16 protein-coding genes are annotated in these 18529 nt (G+C 33.1%); 6 read left to right on the forward strand and 10 right to left on the reverse strand.

The features are described from left to right. Positions 1-62: 62 nt before the first annotated feature. From murD to mraZ, 7 genes are all read right to left on the reverse strand, one after another. Complete coding sequence (murD, locus tag HM981_RS02410; protein ID WP_179336990.1) at positions 63-1394, reverse strand: UDP-N-acetylmuramoyl-L-alanine--D-glutamate ligase; 1332 nt, start codon at positions 1392-1394, stop codon at positions 63-65. A 96-nt stretch (positions 1395-1490) separates the two neighbouring features. After that, positions 1491-2732 (reverse strand): phospho-N-acetylmuramoyl-pentapeptide-transferase, encoded by a 1242-nt coding sequence (gene mraY / locus HM981_RS02415; protein ID WP_179336991.1) that lies wholly within the window; start codon positions 2730-2732, stop codon positions 1491-1493. Between the two features lie 13 nt (positions 2733-2745). Further along, positions 2746-4209, reverse strand: a complete 1464-nt coding sequence (locus HM981_RS02420) for a UDP-N-acetylmuramoyl-L-alanyl-D-glutamate--2,6-diaminopimelate ligase (RefSeq protein ID WP_179336992.1) — start codon at positions 4207-4209, stop codon at positions 2746-2748. Continuing rightward, entirely contained in the window at positions 4206-6164 is a 1959-nt protein-coding gene (locus HM981_RS02425) for a penicillin-binding protein (protein WP_179337662.1), read from the reverse strand. The genes HM981_RS02420 and HM981_RS02425 overlap by 4 nt, the downstream gene beginning before the upstream one ends. A gap of 57 nt (positions 6165-6221) precedes the next feature. Beyond that, positions 6222-6542: an FtsL-like putative cell division protein gene (locus HM981_RS02430; protein ID WP_179336993.1), complete on the reverse strand. Its 321-nt coding sequence runs from the start codon at positions 6540-6542 to the stop codon at positions 6222-6224. A gap of 100 nt (positions 6543-6642) precedes the next feature. Further along, entirely contained in the window at positions 6643-7539 is an 897-nt protein-coding gene (gene rsmH, locus HM981_RS02435; protein WP_179336994.1) for a 16S rRNA (cytosine(1402)-N(4))-methyltransferase RsmH, read from the reverse strand. Further along, positions 7526-7993, reverse strand: a complete 468-nt coding sequence (gene mraZ, locus HM981_RS02440; RefSeq protein WP_179336995.1) for a division/cell wall cluster transcriptional repressor MraZ — start codon at positions 7991-7993, stop codon at positions 7526-7528. Before mraZ ends, rsmH begins: the two co-directional genes overlap by 14 nt. Positions 7994-8278: 285 nt before the next feature. Here mraZ and HM981_RS02445 point away from each other — a divergent pair, with 285 nt between their 5' ends. Continuing rightward, positions 8279-9043 carry an alpha/beta fold hydrolase gene (locus HM981_RS02445; protein WP_179336996.1) on the forward strand — a complete coding sequence of 255 codons (765 nt, stop codon included), beginning with the start codon at positions 8279-8281 and terminating at the stop codon, positions 9041-9043. A gap of 191 nt (positions 9044-9234) precedes the next feature. Continuing rightward, positions 9235-9852: a ribosome biogenesis GTP-binding protein YihA/YsxC gene (gene yihA / locus HM981_RS02450; RefSeq protein WP_179336997.1), complete on the forward strand. Its 618-nt coding sequence runs from the start codon at positions 9235-9237 to the stop codon at positions 9850-9852. 1 nt (position 9853) lies between these two features. Here the strand turns inward: yihA and HM981_RS02455 are convergent, their stop codons facing one another. Both HM981_RS02455 and HM981_RS02460 read right to left on the reverse strand, forming a co-directional pair. Beyond that, entirely contained in the window at positions 9854-10948 is a 1095-nt protein-coding gene (locus HM981_RS02455; RefSeq protein ID WP_179336998.1) for an ABC transporter permease, read from the reverse strand. Between the two features lie 8 nt (positions 10949-10956). After that, positions 10957-13134 carry a carboxy terminal-processing peptidase gene (locus tag HM981_RS02460; protein ID WP_179336999.1) on the reverse strand — a complete coding sequence of 726 codons (2178 nt, stop codon included), beginning with the start codon at positions 13132-13134 and terminating at the stop codon, positions 10957-10959. A gap of 261 nt (positions 13135-13395) precedes the next feature. On the opposite strand from HM981_RS02460, the gene surE reads away from it, so the two are divergent. From surE to HM981_RS02480, 4 genes are read left to right on the forward strand one after another with little or no spacing between them, the layout of a single operon-like run. Next, positions 13396-14169, forward strand: a complete 774-nt coding sequence (gene surE, locus HM981_RS02465) for a 5'/3'-nucleotidase SurE (RefSeq protein WP_179337000.1) — start codon at positions 13396-13398, stop codon at positions 14167-14169. 28 nt (positions 14170-14197) lie between these two features. After that, positions 14198-15328, forward strand: a complete 1131-nt coding sequence (lpxB, locus tag HM981_RS02470) for a lipid-A-disaccharide synthase (RefSeq protein ID WP_179337001.1) — start codon at positions 14198-14200, stop codon at positions 15326-15328. 24 nt (positions 15329-15352) lie between these two features. Beyond that, entirely contained in the window at positions 15353-15862 is a 510-nt protein-coding gene (locus HM981_RS02475; RefSeq protein WP_179337002.1) for a C40 family peptidase, read from the forward strand. 31 nt (positions 15863-15893) lie between these two features. Next, positions 15894-17924, forward strand: a complete 2031-nt coding sequence (locus HM981_RS02480; RefSeq protein ID WP_179337003.1) for a ComEC/Rec2 family competence protein — start codon at positions 15894-15896, stop codon at positions 17922-17924. A gap of 7 nt (positions 17925-17931) precedes the next feature. Here the strand turns inward: HM981_RS02480 and HM981_RS02485 are convergent, their stop codons facing one another. Then, entirely contained in the window at positions 17932-18486 is a 555-nt protein-coding gene (locus tag HM981_RS02485) for a thioredoxin family protein (RefSeq protein WP_394351693.1), read from the reverse strand. Positions 18487-18529 lie beyond the last annotated feature (43 nt).

Raw genomic sequence — 18529 nt, forward strand, 5'->3', positions numbered from 1 at the left:
AAGTACTTTATTATGTATTAATTTTTAATATCAGCTTCTACTTTCATAGGAACGATCGTTTTTTATAAATTTCTTACAGCATTTTTAAACTGTCGTCCTCTATCTTCATAGTTTTCGAATAAATCGAAACTAGCACATGCAGGAGACAATAACACATTATCACCAGCTTCAGCAAGTTTATATGCGATTTTCACTGCTTCACTCATGTATTCCGTCTCTATGATAACATCTACCATATTTCCAAAAGATTCCATGAGCTTAGCATTATCTGTACCTAAACAAATTATAGCCTTTACTTTCTCGTTTACAAACGGAAACAACTCTCTGTATTCATTCCCTTTATCTACACCTCCAACAATCCAAACTGTTGGCGCATCCATACTTTCCAAAGCAAAATATGTTGCATTTACATTTGTTGCTTTTGAATCATTGATATATTGTACTTTGTTAATTTTCAACACATGCTCTAAACGATGCTCAACACCTTGAAAATTTTCTAAACTTTCACGAATCGTTTGTTTTCTAATCTTAAGTAAATGCGCAACAGTAGAAGCAGCCATTGCATTCTTAACGTTATGCTTACCTTCTAATGCTAAATTATCTGTTGTCATAGTTATCTTATTATTATCTATTGTTATTATTATCTTGTTATGGTCTAAATATGCTCCCTGTTCAATAACTTGTGTTAAAGAAAAAGGCAATTTCCTCGATCGAATTGGATGCGTTTTCATATACTCTAAAATGACTTCGTCATCTGCATCATATATAAAATAATCGTCTTCAGTTTGATTTTCTACTACTCTAAATTTTGAAGCGATATAGTTTTCAAACTTATAATCGTATCGATCTAAATGATCTGGTGTGATATTGGTTATAATCGCAATTTTCGGTTTAAAATCAATGATGTCATCCAATTGAAAACTGCTAATTTCCAACACATAATTATCATGATTCTTTTCTAGAATTTGCTTCGCGAAACTATCTCCTATATTCCCTGCTAAACCAACATCTAAATCTTGTCTTAATAGATGATCCGTTAATGTAGCAGTTGTTGTTTTACCATTACTTCCTGTAATTGCCACTAATGTTGCATCAGTAAATTTTGAAGCAAATTCAATTTCTGAAACTACTGTAATTCCAGCTCCACGAATTTGTTTTACCAAAGCCACTTTATCTGGAATACCAGGACTTTTCATGATGATGTCTGCATTCAGAATTTTTGATTCTGTATGCTGCTCATCTTCAAATTCAATCTTATTATTTAAAAGAACGTCTTTATACTTTTCTTTAATCTTTCCTTTGTCTGATACAAAAACCTCGTATCCTTTAGCTTTTCCTAAAAGCGCTGTTCCCACTCCACTTTCGCCACCACCAAGAATTACAAGTCTTTTCATTTCATTAATCCTTTTTGTCATTCCTGCGAAGGCAGGAATCTACTTTTATTCTACTTTCATTGTGGATTCCTGCCTTGGCAGGAATGACAAACTCATCTATCTTATCTTCAAGGTTACTATCGTTATAATAGCAAGCAAGATTCCTACAATCCAAAAACGAGTTACAATCTTACTTTCGTGATATCCTGATTTTTGATAGTGATGATGTAAAGGAGACATTTTAAAAATTCGTCGCCCTTCTCCAAACTTTTTTCTCGTGTATTTGAAATAGCTAACTTGTAAAATAACTGATAAATTCTCTGCTAGGAATATGCCACACAATACTGGTATTAACCATTCTTTTCTTATTGCAATGGCTATAACCGCTATAATACCTCCAATGGTTAGACTTCCTGTGTCTCCCATAAATACTTGCGCTGGATAGGTATTGTACCATAAAAACCCTATTAATGCTCCGACGAATGCCGCGATGTAAATTGTAATTTCTTCAGCCCTTGGGATATACATGATATCTAAGTATCCCGAAAAAACGATATTACTAGAAACCCAAGCAAAAATCCCTAGCGTCAATACAATTATGGCCGATGTTCCTGCTGCAAGTCCATCGATTCCGTCCGTAAGATTTGCGCCATTTGATACTGCTGTGATAATAATGATACTAACCAAAATAAATACGAGCCACGTGTATTTCTCTAAATCTGGACTAATCCAAGTAATTAAATCTGAGTAATCAAACTCATTATCTTTTAAAAACGGAATCGTTGTTTTTGTTGACTTCTCTTCTGCTTTAAATAATTTTGAAGCTTGTACGTCTGGATTTTCAATACGTAATTCATTTTGTTGCGCAATTGGCAATTTCTCTTTTAAAGTAACGTCTTGATGAAAAAATAAAGTTGCACCAACAATAATACCCAAACCAATTTGGCCCAGAATCTTGAACTTCCCTTTTAACCCATCTTTGTCATTTTTAAATTTCTTGATATAATCATCAATAAACCCAATAGTTCCCATCCAAAGTGTAGTTACAATTAAAAGGATGATGTATATATTTTCAAGCTTTGCTAATAACAATACAGGAATCAAAGTTGCCAAGATTATTATGATTCCACCCATTGTTGGTGTTCCTGCTTTTTCAACTTGACCTTCTAATCCTAAATCACGAATGGTTTCTCCAACTTGCTGTTTTTGCAAAAAACGAATAATACGCTTACCAAAAATTGTAGAAATCAACAATGACAATATAATTGCCATAGCCGCTCTAAAGGTTATAAACCCAAAAAGTGATGCTCCAGGAAATTGGAACTGTTGCTCTAGATAATCGAATAGGTAATACAGCATTCTAGGTTGTTATTTATTTCTGTAATTGTTTTAAATACTCTTGAATAATTTTATAATCATCAAAATCAAAGCGTTCTCCCTTAATTTCTTGGTAATTCTCATGCCCTTTACCTGCAATTAGAATTATATCTTTTGGTCCAGCCATTTGGCAAGCCGTTTTAATCGCTTGTTTTCTATTTGTTATAGACAACGTCTTTTTAAAATTCAAAGGTTCAACCCCTTTCTCCATGTCTTCTATAATAGTTTCAGGCACTTCATTACGCGGATTATCGCTTGTAAAAATCACTTTAGTACTTAAAGCCGAAGCTATATGCGCCATTTTTGGTCGCTTTGTTTTATCCCTATTTCCACCACAACCCACAACCGTAATTAGTTCTTCATTTTTAGTTCTGATATCATTTATGGTTTGCAATACATTTTTTAATGCATCTGGTGTGTGTGCATAATCTACAATCGCGGTAATTTGCCCTTCTGAGATAAAATACTGAAAGCGTCCTGCTACATTTTCGAGCTCACTTATTAATCTTAGAATTTCATCTTTTTCTAAACCTAACAATTCAGCCGTTCCGTAAATAGCCAAAATATTGTAAGCATTAAAACTTCCAATTAATCGTGTCCACAATTCACTATCATTTACCTTTAATAACAAACCGCTAAATTCATTTTCTAAAATCTGCGCTCTGTAATCGGCATAATTTTTTAAGGCATACGTATATTTTTTGGCTGCTGTGTTTTGAAACATTACCAAGCCATTTTTATCATCGATATTGGTTAGCGCAAAAGCCTCTTTTGGCAACTGATCAAAAAACAATTTCTTAACATCTCTATATTCAGCAAACGTATCGTGATAATCTAAATGATCATGAGACAGGTTGGTGAAAATTCCGCCTTCAAACTTTAAACCTTCAGTTCTACTCTGATGAATTCCGTGCGAACTCACTTCCATAAAGCAGAATTCAACACCTTCATCATTCATCAACTTTAAATATCTATTGATAGTTAAAGAATCCGGTGTGGTATGTGTTGCTTTATAAGTGGTATTATCTACCATGATTTTTACAGTAGACAACAACCCAACTTTGTAACCTGCTTTTTTAAATAATTGATACAACAAACTCGAAACCGTTGTTTTCCCGTTTGTCCCTGTCACTCCAACGAGTTTTAAATTCTCAGAAGGATGACCATAAAAATTAGCTGCCATATAAGCCAAAGCTTTATTTGAACTCTCTACTTCAATATATGTAATATTGTCGTGAAGGTTTTCTGGAAGCGTTTCACAAACAACCGCTGTAGCTCCATCTTTAATTGCTTTTTCTATATAACTATGACCATCTGAAATAACACCAGTGATAGCCACAAACACGTCATTCTCTTTTATTTGACGGGAATCAAACTCAACTCCACCAATAGTAATATTAGTGCTGCCAACGACTGCATTAATAGTAACCTTATATAATATGTCTTTTAATATCATCATGATGCTACTAAAACAATAGTTTGGTTAGTTTGTAATTTTTGATGTTTTTCTACCGATTGATTTTTTACAACACCATTTCCTTTTAATTCCACTTTAACGCCAATTTCTAAATTCTCTAATAAAGCAATAGCATCCATTACTGGCATTCCTACGACACTTGGCATTAACGCTTTGTATTTTCGAGCATTTTCAAAATAACTTTCAAACTCTTCATTCACTAAATTGTCTTTAAAATCCAGCGTTTCAACCTCATCTATAATTGGTGTATCTGTATATATTTTTTGTGCAATTCTTTTAAATACTGGACCAGAAACATCAGCTCCATAAAAACCAACTTTTGTACTAGGTTGATGAATAACTACAATACACGAGTATTTAGGATTATCCGCAGGAAAATAACCAGCAAAAGACGACACATACTTCTTATCTTTTCTCCACTTTTCATAATTGGCATAATCAGTTCTAGCTGTCCCTGTTTTTCCTGCCATAGAAAACGTTTCAGAATACATACGACGACCTGTACCACGAATTACTACATTTTTTAGTATGTCTTGAATTTCACTTAACGTTTGGTCTGAGCATATTTTTTCAACAAGCACCTCCTTTTTAAACACTTCAATATCCTTATCAAATGACTTCACTGCTTTTAAAAATCGAGGTTTTATCAACTCTCCTTCATTTGCAATAGCATTATAAAAAGCTAAAGTCTGTAACGGGGTCATTCTTAAATTATAACCATAAGCCATAGAAGGCAAAGCATTTCTACTCCAGTTTGAAGCACCAGGTTTTGGTATATCTGGTTTTCCTTCTCCGATAATAGCAACACCTAAAGTTTTATCTAACCTCCAAGAACTCAATCTGTCTAAAAACTTCTCTGGTTGTTTTGAATAATGCTCATCTATAATAGTTGCCATACCAATATTTGAAGACACCTCTAAAGCTCTTGCTGCAGAAATCTCACCATAACCATTACCAGAATCCGTAATTACACGACCATAAAAAGACTTTCTTCCTTTTTTAGTATCTACAACAGTTGATGTATCTATAACTTTATCTTCTAAAGCCGCCATCATTGCCATAACCTTAAAGGTAGAGCCAGGCTCATGACTCTCTCCAACCGCATAATTTAAGCGTTCATAATAGCCGCCTTTTTTGTTTCTTCCTAAATTAGAAATGGCTTTAATCTCTCCCGTTTTAACATCCATAACTACCACACAGCCATGATCTGCTTCATAAATCTCTAACTGTTTCAATAAAGAGTGGTGTGCTATATCCTGAATATTGACATCGATGGTTGTATAAACATCATAGCCATCCTGAGGCTCAACTTGATCGTAATCCGTAATAGGCTTCCATTGTCCATTACCAATTTTCTGTTTACGACGCTTACCATTTGTACCTTGTAAATACTTAACACCAAAAGCACCATCAATTCCTGGCCTAGTAAAATTTCCATTTTCGTCTTGACGCTCATAACCAATAGTACGCTCCGCAATACCACCCATTGGATGTTCACGTCTTGTGGTTTGCTCCACAATTAACCCACCTTTTATAGCACCCAGGTTTAATAAAGGAAAATTGCGCATTCGGATATAGTCTGAATAGCTAATATTACGAGCCAATAGGAAATATCTATTTTTATTTTTTCGTGCTCTACGAATTATATTCTTGTAATAAGAAACAGGCTTTCCTTTATAAACATGAAGCGAATCTGCTAAAGCACCAATATACTTTTCAAACGTTGCATCTTTTGCCTGAACAGCATCAATTCTAATATCGTACTTAGGTATTGAAGTCGCTAACAAACTACCATCTGCAGAATACACATTACCACGATTTGCAGGAATATCAAAATCCTCTATCGTTCGTTTTTCTGCAAGTGCTCTATATTCATCACCTTGAATAAACTGTATGCTCACTAATTTGAACACCACAGCCAAGACAAAGACAAACATGCAGCCTGCCACGAAATACAATCTGTTTAATATGTTTTTTTCTGTTACTGCCAAAGCTTATTGCTGTTGTGATTTTACTATTATTTTTGTTGGTGGATTTAAGGAAATTCCAATTCCTTTTATTTTCATTTCAGCTTCTACAAATGACTCTTTTTTAAGCTGCATTAATTTCCCTCGCTTATCTACAAACGCTGATCGCATTTCTTTAACCTCATTGGTAAGTTTCGCAATCTCATAAACCTTTTGATCTGCACTGTGCGAACTCGCAATCATGAAGATGGCCAAAAACGATATAAAAATGATAATACGCCAATTCTTAAACGAATCATCGCTAATCAGAAACTTACCCCTTAATATGTGGTAGATATTTTTTTTCATGCTATTTCTCGCACAAGCAAGAATCTATTTTTTTTTATTGAATTTAATCCTGAATCACTATAACTACATTCAGTGACCAACACTCAGCCACTAGCTTCAATTATAACTTCTTTCCAACTCGAAGCTTTGCACTTCGCGCTCTATTATTAACTTTTATTTCTTCACGAGAAGGAACAACCAATCCACCTACCTTTTTCAATGGCACTTCAAAATTGCCAAACATATCGCGTTCTGGCTCACCTTCAAACAATCCATTTCTAATGAAACGCTTTACCAACCTATCTTCGAGAGAATGATAAGAGATAAAACTTAAGCGTCCATTTTTCTTTAAAATTTCAGGAGTTTGAATTAAAAGCTCTTTAAGCACTTCAATTTCCTGATTCACCTCAATACGAATCGCTTGATAAATCTGAGCTAATACTTTATTTTCTCTTTGATGATTTAAAAACTGTTTTAACACCGCTTTTAACTGTTCGCTTGTTTTTATTTCTGCATTCTTACGTTCTTCAACAATTACTCTTGCCATTGCAGGAGCATTTCTTAATTCACCATATTGAAAAAGCACAGCTCTTAATTGCTCTTCCTCATAATCATTGATAACCTCAAAAGCAGATAACTTGCTATCTTGATTCATACGCATATCTAAATCGGCTTCAAAACGTGTAGAAAAACCACGTTCAGCAACATCAAATTGATGCGATGACACTCCGAAATCTGCTAACACACCATCAACCTCTTTTACTCCATAAAACCTTAAAAATCGTTTTACGAATCTAAAATTCTCATTAATGAGTACAAATCGGTCATCCTCGATTTTATTTTCGAGCGCATCCTTATCCTGATCAAAAGCATATAACTTTCCATTTGGACCTAATCTTGACAAAATTTCTCGACTATGACCTCCACCACCAAAAGTGACATCTACATAAACACCATCTGGTTTAATTGCTAAACCATCGACTGTTTCCTTAAGTAATACTGCATTATGATAATCCATCTTCGTCGTCTTGTCCCATTACTTCTTCGGCCAAATCAGCAAAATCTGAAGCCGCATCATCAATAGCTTGTTCGTATTTATCTTTATCCCAAATCTCAAGAATATTAACCGCAGAAGCTAAAACCACTTGCTTACTAATACCAGAAAAACCAATTAGATCTTTCGGAATTAATAAACGACCAGTACTATCTACCTCTACTATTTTTACTCCTGCAGTAAAACGCCTAATAAAATCATTGTTCTTTTTCTTAAAACGATTAAGCTTGTTAATTTTCTCCATCATTTTATTCCATTCAGACATCGGATATAACTCCAAACACGGCTGAAAAACAGCACGCTTCAAAACAAAACCATCTTGCAAAGCTGATGACAACTGCTTTTTAAGCATAGCAGGTATCATTAACCTTCCTTTGGCATCAGCTTTACATTCGTATGTTCCTATAAATGAATTCAAAAGACTTTACTTTCTACTTTAACGATTATTATTCAAATATATTGAAAAAATCACCACATTTTACCACATTCTACCACATTTGTTGATAAGTTTTCAGATAGAACCTGTCGCAATTATTCGAACAGCAATGAATTCCACTTTGGAGCCAATATTATGTTGGTGGTAAATATTATCAACAATCGATTTGGCACTTTTCTCATAAAAAAAATCGATATTTTTTACTTATTATTTCTATTCTAAAGGATTTGGTTATATTTGTTAGAATACATAAGTACTAACTTGCACATGGCACACCTTTTAAAAAAAGAAAAGGATTTTAGATATATTGAAGTAGGCGAAGGCACACCAATTATTGTGTTGCATGGCTTAATGGGAGGGCTAAGTAACTTTGATGGTGTAACTAACTATTTCAGTTCTAATGGTTATAAAGTTATTATACCCGAACTTCCTATCTATACCAAATCACTCCTTAAAACCAACGTGAAAAGCTTTGCTAATTACCTCAAAGATTTCATTGAATACAAAGGTTTAAAAGATGTTATTTTATTAGGAAATTCTCTTGGTGGACACATTGGCTTATACCATACAAATCTGCATCCAGAAAAGATAAAAGCACTTGTTATTACAGGTAGTTCAGGTCTTTACGAAAGCGCTATGGGAGGTGGTTACACAAAACGTAGTGACTACGAAGTCATGAAAAAGAAAGCACAAGAAGTATTTTACGATCCTGCTGTAGCCACAAAAGAAATTGTTGATGAAGTTTATGAAACCGTAAACGATCGTAACAAACTTATTAAAACCTTAGCTATTGCAAAAAGTGCTATCAGGCATAATATGGCTAAAGATCTTCCTAAAATGAATACACCTATTTGTATCATTTGGGGAAAAAACGATAGCGTAACACCACCTGAAGTCGCCGTAGAATTCAATGAATTGTTACCCGATTCTGAATTGTTTTGGATAGATAAATGTGGGCATGCTGCCATGATGGAACATCCTGATGAATTTAATGAGATTTTAATGAAATGGTTTGAGAAACGTGGGTTTTAATAACTTCGTTATTACCAGCCACTATTTTATACAGCACTATTAGGTTACATTTAAGTACCAAAAAAAATAAAAGAACAATCTGTGTTCTTTACAGTAATATTAAAGTTTAACCAATCTTCACTTCCCTTCGGGAAGATGTCTAAATAGACAGATAGGATTTAAAAAGATTCTTGCTTCTGCAAGAACTAAAGATGAAAATAAAATCAGCCGAATTTGTAGTTAGTAATTCTGAAGTTACTAAATGTCCAAAAAACAACTTACCTGAATATGCTTTTATAGGCCGAAGTAATGTTGGTAAATCTTCATTGATTAATATGCTAACGGACCGAAAAAGTTTAGCTAAAACATCTGGAAGACCTGGAAAAACACAATTAATCAATCATTTCCTTATTAACGACATTTGGTACTTAGTAGATTTACCAGGTTATGGGTATGCTCGTGTTTCAAAATCTTCTAAGAAGAAATTTCAGAAGTTTATAACTGATTATTTTGAGCAACGCACACAATTGGTTTCTGCTTTTGTATTAGTAGATATAAGACATAAACCTCAGCCTATAGATTTAGAATTTATGGAATATATGGGAGAAAGTGAAATACCATTTGGAATCATTTTCACTAAAGCTGATAAGTTAAAACCTAAAGCAATTGAGCGCCAAGTAGATGAATATTGTCAAGAACTGCTTAAGTCTTGGACTGAATTACCACCTTACTTTATAACTTCGGCATCAAAAAACATAGGTAAAGACGAGGTTTTAAATTTTATAGGTAGTACTAACGAAGAGATTGAAGAACTTCGCGCAAATAATTAACTTAAGTCTTTACATCTAGCGCATCTCGCAAAGCGTTACCAACTAGCATAAACGCCATTACCAAGAGCATAATACAAAGTCCTGGTATTAAAGCCAAATACGGTTTACCTAAAATAATATAATTATAATGATCTTTAATCATTGCTCCCCAACTTGCCATTGGCGGCTGTGCTCCAATACCTAAAAAACTCAAACCACTTTCTATTAAAATAGCTGCGGCAAAATTAGCCGCTGAAATAACAATTAAGGGACCAAAAATATTAGGTAATATGTGTGTTGTTATAATCCTATAATCTTTGTAACCTAAAGCTCTAGCTGCGGTAACATATTGCATTTCTTTTGCACTAATCATCTGACCTCTTACCACTCTAGCAACTTCTACCCACATTGTTAAGCCTACCGCAATAAAAACTTGCCAAAAGCCTTTACCCAATGCTAAAGTAATAGCAATAACTAACAATAATGTTGGAATAGACCATGTGATATTAATTACCCACATGATAAAAGCATCTACTTTTCCTCCATAATAACCCGCTAAGCTTCCCATTAAAAGTCCTACAATTAATGAAATAAAGACAGCTACGAAACCAATAAAAAAGGAAATTCGTGAACCTATTAATACACGACTTAAATAGTCTCTTCCATATTTATCTGTTCCAAAAGTGAATCTCCTATTAGCGATATAGTCTTTATAGTCTGAATTTGGAAATCGAGATAAATCGATTTGTTTCTCTTGACCTTGCAAACCATCTGATGCATATTCTACATAATGTAAAACATCATTTTTTAGCTGGTAAGATTGAATAGGAATTTCTGTATCTGTATTGAGTTTTCCGAAAAATAGTTTTGAAAAGAAGTTTTGCTCAGATTCAATTCTTGATGGAATGGTTAACATTTGCACCTCAAAACCAGGTAATTCTGAATGAATTGACAAATGCATCTGATTAGCATTCTTTGAAGCATCTGGAGCTAATAAATACGCAAAAACAGAAGTTAAGCCAATACAAGCAATAATAAGTATACTAAAAACGCCCCAAAAGTTTTTTTTAAACTTTTGAAGCGCTAGTTTGGATAATGAATTACTTTGATTGCTCATTTATGACCTTAATTCTTCACAGAATTAGCAACCTTATTTTTAATAGTATAAGACATTTTTATGTCATCTAAAACATTAATAGCCTCTTCAACATAAACATCTTTAGCTAAAGCTTTATGCCAACGATCACGTTTTTCCATTAAGATAGAATCGGCATCCATAAGTTTCATTTCATAAGGTAAAGACGTAAATGTTAGATTCGTTTCATATTCTGAAAGCTTAGAAAAACGCTTAGCTTCTTCTTCATTTATTTGCATTTCCTTTTTATAAGTCTCATAATTTAAAGAATATGATTCTCTATCTCTTATTTTCTTAACCCATTGCGCATTGGCATCAATAAGTTTCAGTTGTGTATTATTTGCCATTCGTGCTTTACTATTACTAATTGTAGTTTCATAGTCGAAATAATTTTCCCACACACTGTAATCAGCAGAATCAATTTTATCCCAAGGCAATGGGTTTTCTTGATTTTTCTCTCCAATATCAATATAACTATAACGGTCTGGAACAACAACATCACTCTTAACGCCTTCTAGCTGTGTAGAGCCACCATTAATTCTGTAAAACTTTTGTGTTGTAAACTTTAAAGCGCCCATATCGCCTTTGGTATTATTCTTAACCATTCGGTTTAAATCCATCACAGTTTGCACTGTTCCTTTTCCATAAGTTTGCTTACTTCCAATAACTACTGCACGTTTGTAATCTTGCATTGCCGCAGCTAAAATTTCTGAAGCCGAAGCCGATAATTCATTTACCAAAATAACCAATGGTCCATCCCAAATGATTGCTTTATCCTTATCACTAAGCACTTCTTTAGCTTCTCCTGTTGTTTTTACTTGTACCACAGGACCTTCTTCAATAAATAAACCAGCGATATCAACAACGGTTTGTAAAGAACCTCCTCCGTTATTTCTTAAGTCCATAACTAAGCCTTCTACTCCTTCTTCTTTTAATCTTAAAATTTCTTGCTTAACATCTGAAGCTGCATTTCGTTTGTTATAATCTTCAAAACTGATATAAAACTTAGGTAAGTTGATAATTCCAAAAGTTTTTCCTTCCTTTTCAACTATTGAAGATTTCGCATAGGTTTCTTCTAATTCTACAATATCACGAGTAATTGAAATATCCTTAATAGTACCATCTACCTTTTTTAATGATAAGGTTACAACAGTTCCTTTAGGACCTTTGATAAACTTAATTGCATCATCCAAACGCATACCTACAACATTAATAGCCTCTTCTTCATCCTCTTGTTTCACTTTTAATATTTGATCGCCAACTTCTAGCTCGTCTGCTCTCCATGCCGGACCACCACTAATAATTTCGTTTACCATGATACCATCTACTTTCTTTTGTAAACGAGCACCTATACCTTCAAATTTTCCTGAAATATCTCTATCAAAACGCTCTTTATCTTCTGGTGCGAAATAAAATGTATGAGGATCAAATTCTTCTACAATGGCATTTATATAAACTGCAAACCAATCGTTACGTGTTCTGTCTTCAATATAATCATAAAGTTCATCAAGTGATTTTTTAGTTAATAAACGTGCTTCCGTTTCTAACTCTTTAATCGTTTTAGCCTTTTCTGATTTAGATTTTTTATTAGAACTCACAAAATCGCCTTCTGCTATTGCATCAGGATCAAGACTTACTTCATATTTTACAACACCATCATCGTAATTTGCAATGGTAGAAAATTTAAGTTGTTTTCTCCAACGCTCTTTCATCTCACGTTTGTTAGCTACATAAGTGAGCTCTTTATAATCTGCATTGTAGCTTTCCTCCTTTGAAAAATCAAATGATTTTTCTAGAATACCTGTATACAATTCCTTAGACTCTGCAATACGCTCTAATAATCTCTCATGCGTTAAATTGAAAAACGATACATCATAAGCCTTAATCTGATCGTCAATTTCATCTCTGTAAGCTTCAAATTCTTTAATATCTGAGGCATAAAAATAACGTTTAAATGGGTCTAGATTATTTAAATAATCATCAAAGACATTCTCTGAAAAATCATCATTAATATCCTTAGGCTCAAAATGACCTTGATCTAACAGATAAGTAATCAATTGAATAAGCAATTTATCTTTATCTGGATCTTCAAACTTTTTACTTGTAAAACTACATGACGCAAACGCGATCAATAATGCTAGTAACAAAAACTTATAATTCCCTTTCATTCTTCTTTTTTCTTTTTATTTCAAATTCTGATAAAATGTGCTCGACTTATAACTTACTATCATCAATGAAGTGATAGTAATTTAGCCTATTCATTTTTCTTTTATTTAATTCTGATTAAGTAGGCTTTTCAATATTCCACTAAAATAGATGAAAAAACCGTGCCATAAAAAATCGAAGCACTAATTTTTTGTTAAAGACGATATTATCCAAAATACGCTAGCTTTTTACTATTTTTACAACTCAATAAACCCTTGCTTAAAATGGCTGAACGTCCTTTAATTCTAGTTGTCAACGATGATGGTATAACTGCTCCTGGCATAAGAACCTTAATTTCTGTTATGAACTTAATAGGTGATGTTGTTGTGGTTGCACCTGATAGTCCGCAAAGTGCTATGGGACATGCTATAACCATCAATTCTACCTTACATATTGAAAAGGTAACCATAGATGGAAAACAACCTGAATATAGTTGTTCTGGAACTCCTGCAGATTGTGTAAAACTCGCTGTAAATGAAATTTTAGAACGACGACCAGATATTTGTGTTTCAGGAATTAATCATGGTTCAAATTCGTCTATAAATGTTATTTATTCTGGCACTATGAGTGCCGCCTTAGAAGCTGGTATTGAAGGAATTCCTGCAATCGGTTTTTCACTATTAGATTATAACTGGAATGCTAATTTTGAACATTGTAAATCGTTTATAGAAACCATAACAAGACAAGTCTTAAAAAATGGCTTACCTGATGGTGTGGTTTTAAATGTAAATCTTCCTAATTTAGAAGAAAAGGCTATAAAAGGCATTAAAATCTGTAGACAAGCCCGCGCCAATTGGGAAGAAGAATTTGATAAACGTACTAACCCAATGGGTCGCGATTACTATTGGCTTACGGGTAAGTTTGTAAATATGGATGAAGGCCAAGATACTGACGAATGGGCTTTAGAACACGGTTATGTTTCAGTGGTACCTGTTCATTTTGATTTAACTGCTCACCATACTATTCAGACTTTAAATACTTGGAAATTGAATGATTAAAACCTTTATAAAAAATAAGTCCAAATAAATGAAGTATTATATCATTTCTGGGGAAGCTTCGGGAGATTTGCATGGTTCTAACCTCATGAAAGCTTTATATAAAAAAGATCCTCAAGCAAACATACGATTTTGGGGAGGCGACCTTATGCAAAATGTAGGCGGAGACTTAGTGATGCATTATAAGGAACGCCAATTCATGGGATTTGCTGAAGTAATTCTTAATCTTAGAAAAGTTTTAGGACATATAAAATTCTGCAAAACTGATATTGAAAAGTTTAAGCCAGATGTCATTATTTTTATTGATAATTCTGGTTTTAATCTCAGGATTGCAAAATGGGCAAAAGCTATCAATTACAAAACACATTATTATATTTCTCCACAGGTTTGGGCTTCTAGAGCTAGTAGAGTCGAAAAAATAAAGGAAGATATAGACGCTATGTACTGCATCTTACCTTTTGAAAAAGAATTTTATAAAAAATACAATTACGACGTTAATTTTGTAGGTCATCCTTTAATTGACGCTATTGCAGATAGACCTCAAATTGATGAGCGCGTTTTCAGAAAAGAACATCAACTTAGTAACCAACCTATTATTGCCTTATTACCAGGAAGCCGAAAGCAAGAAATCACAAAAATGCTTGGTGTAATGTTAAGTGTGGTTGACGATTTTAAAGACTATCAATTCGTTATTGCTGGAGCTCCTAGTCAGGATTTTGAATTTTACAAAACGTTTATAAAGAAGAAAAATATTCATTTCATTTCTAATAAAACGTATGATTTGCTGAGTATTTCTTTTGCTGCCTTAGTTACTTCTGGTACTGCTACATTAGAAACCGCCCTGTTTAAAGTACCACAAGTGGTATGTTATAAGGCAAACGCTATTTCTTACCAAATTGCAAAACGAATTATTACTTTAAAATATATATCATTAGTTAATTTAATTATGGATCGTGAAGTGGTTACTGAATTGATTCAAGGAGATTTAAACAAAAATCAATTAAAAAAAGAATTAACTGCAATTCTAGATGCCAAAAAACGAGAACAACTCTTTTTAGATTATTACAAATTAGAAAAGATTCTAGGAGGAAGAGGTGCTAGTGAGAATACAGCGAAATTAATTTACAACGCGATAAAACAAGACGAGATTAAAAACAAATAAAAATAGAAGCGTCCCCAACTTATTATGAAAAAATTACTACCATTTATAATCCTACTTTTATTAGCTAGCAGCTGTAAATCAAAAAAGACATATTCAAGCAAAAAAAAGCAGACACATTCTGTAAAAGTTAACAAAGCAGCAAAACCTTCTGCTGAAGCTGAATCTATTGTAAAATATGCTAAAACTTTTGATGGTACACGTTATAAATATGGAGGCACCACAAAAAAAGGCATGGATTGCTCTGGTTTAATTTACACGAGTTATAAAAAATATGATGTTGTTTTACCTAGAACCACATCAGGACTTAAAAGCACTGGAGAATGGGTAGATTTAAAAGCGGTTAATGTTGGAGATTTGGTGTTTTTTGCAACTAACAAAAACAGTCGTAAAGTAAATCATGTAGGTATTGTTACCAATGTTAGAACTGGCAATGTAGAATTTTTACATGCCTCAAGCAGTAGAGGTGTTATGATCTCTTCTATTGCAGAAAAGTACTGGTACTTTTCTTTTGTACAAGCAAGGCGTGTACTTTAGATAGATTTGACTACCTTAGTAACTCACGTTCATGAAGTTACTAAATTTCACTATAATAAAATTAACCATTTTTTTGGTCTTTGGAATCCTTTTAGCTCATTACTTAACGCTAAGTTTTCTAACAGTTTTATATGCCACAATTGTACTAGTTATAGTACTTGGTATTTATTGGTTGGTCTTAAAATCAAAAATTAATAGATCACCATTTTTTGGATGCATAGCCTTTATTGCTATGATTGGAGTTGGAATCCTATCTTATAATCTTCAAGATGAAACGTTAAGACCTGAACATTACACCAACTTTGATTCTGATGAACCCTATAGTTCTGTTGTCTTTCAAATTAAAGAACGTTTAAAACCTGACCTTTACAACGACAAGTATATTGTTACTCTAAAATCATTTAATAATGAAGTTGCAAGTGGTCATCTGCTGATTAATATTAGGAGAGATAGTCTTAACAACCCTATTAATGTCGATGATGTCTTTTTTACTTCAACTGAATTACAGACCATTCAGAAACCATTAAATCCTTATCAATTTGATTATAGTAAGTATTTAGAATTGCAACAAGTGTATCATCAACTCTACCTTAATTCTAGTAACATTTTAAAGCTTTCAGATTCTAAATCTACTATTTATGGGTATGCAGATGCTGTAAGAACTAAAATTAATTCTAAACTAATTGAAGCAGGTTTTAAAGGTGACGCACTCAGTATTATGAATGCATTATTACTTGGACAGCGACAAACTATAGACAAAACCGTTTATAATAATTACGTCAATTCTGGGACTATTCATATTCTGGCAATTTCAGGTTTACACATTGGCATTATATTATTAATTCTCAATTTTGTCTTTAGCCCGATACTCTATCTTAAGTACGGGAATTTTATTAGACCCTTAATTTTGGTTATCATTCTCTGGAGTTTTGCAATCATTGCAGGTTTGTCACCTTCAGTTACACGAGCTGTTATGATGTTTAGTATTATTAGCATTGCAATGCATTTAAAACGGTCTACCAATATTTATAATACGTTGGTGATATCGGCATTTATAATTCTTTTGTTTAAGCCTACATTTTTGTTTGCTGTAGGATTTCAAATGAGTTATTTAGCAGTTCTTGGTATTGTAAGCGTACAACCCATTATTTATAAACTTTGGAAACCAAAATATTGGATTATAGATAAACCTTGGCAAATTTTTACTGTGACTTTGGCTGCCCAAGCTGGAGTTGTCCCTATTAGTTTGTTCTATTTTCATCAGTTTCCAGGTTTATTCTTTATTTCAAATTTAGTTGTAATTCCGTTTTTAGGTTTCATTCTAGGTTTTGGTTTGTTAATCATCGTGTTAGCGCTAATCAATATACTACCCAACTTTATAGTCGTCGCTTATAGTTACGTTATAGATAGTTTAAATAATTTTATAGCTTGGGTTGCTCAATTTGAAGACTTTCTACTGGAAGACATTCCGTTTACCATACTTCAAGTGATTTGCTCTTATGCTGTTATTGCATCTTTTGTTCAAGTGTATAAATTTCGAAATTTTAAATGGATTGCAATTGGGTTAATTACAATTATTGGACTTCAAACGGCTTCTTTTTACAATAAATATGAAGCTCATAACGATGCTTTTGTAATATTTAACAAGAGTCGTTATTCCATGATTGGCGAAAAACAGGATACAAAATTAACTTTATCTCACAACTTAGATTCTGTTCAATTGAAATCTAATTATACTATAAAAAATTATAGAGTTGGGGAAACTATTGATACTGTCATAACCGATAATTTACAACCTGTGTATCATTACAAGAACAAGATTATTTTAGTGATTGATAGTTTAGCCGTTTATAAAGGATTAACGTTTAAGCCTCAATATATCCTGCTACGTAATTCTCCAAGATTCAATCTCAACCGAGTTATAGATAGTTTACAGCCAGAACAAATAATTGCTGATGCGAGTAATTACAAATCGTATTTAAAACGTTGGAAGGCCACTTGTGAGCATAAAAAAATCCCTTTCCATCAAACTAATGAAAAGGGAGCATTTATTATAAAATAACTAATATCTATTCTTTAAAGGTTGGTTTAAAGGCCTCGTAATGTTCATTAAACTGCTCTTGCGTGGTCATTTCTTTATACTTATCTGTATGAAATATTTTTAAATACAACTCCAATTGTTGTGGCTTTAAATACCCTGTAACTGGTGAAATGGTATTTCCTTCCTCATCAAAAAATATCATAGTTGGATAAGCTTGAACTGCCAATACTCTAGCAAAATCATGCGCACTATTTCGTCTATTGGCTTTGGTTGCATCGTAATTTGGGTTTCCGTAAGTTTTACCTTTGTAAGTAACAGCAGAATTACCTTCTGCATTAAATTTTACAGCATAATAATGTTTGTTTACATATTCTACAACGTCTGCATTATGAAATGTATTCTTATCTAACATTTTACATGGACCACACCAAGTGGTGTAAGCATCCATAAATATTTTTTTTGGTGCTGTCTTCTGAAGCTCTAAAGCCTCGTCCATAGTTACCCAATTAATTTCTTGTGCTATTGCTGTTAATGAAAACGCAAAAATAGCTATTAGTCCAATTGTAATTTTTTTTATCATCATATTCAATTTGTTGCAAAGAATGAGCCGAACTTACAAAAAATGC

The organism is Winogradskyella ludwigii (genome assembly GCF_013403985.1).
Taxonomy (GTDB): domain Bacteria; phylum Bacteroidota; class Bacteroidia; order Flavobacteriales; family Flavobacteriaceae; genus Winogradskyella; species Winogradskyella ludwigii.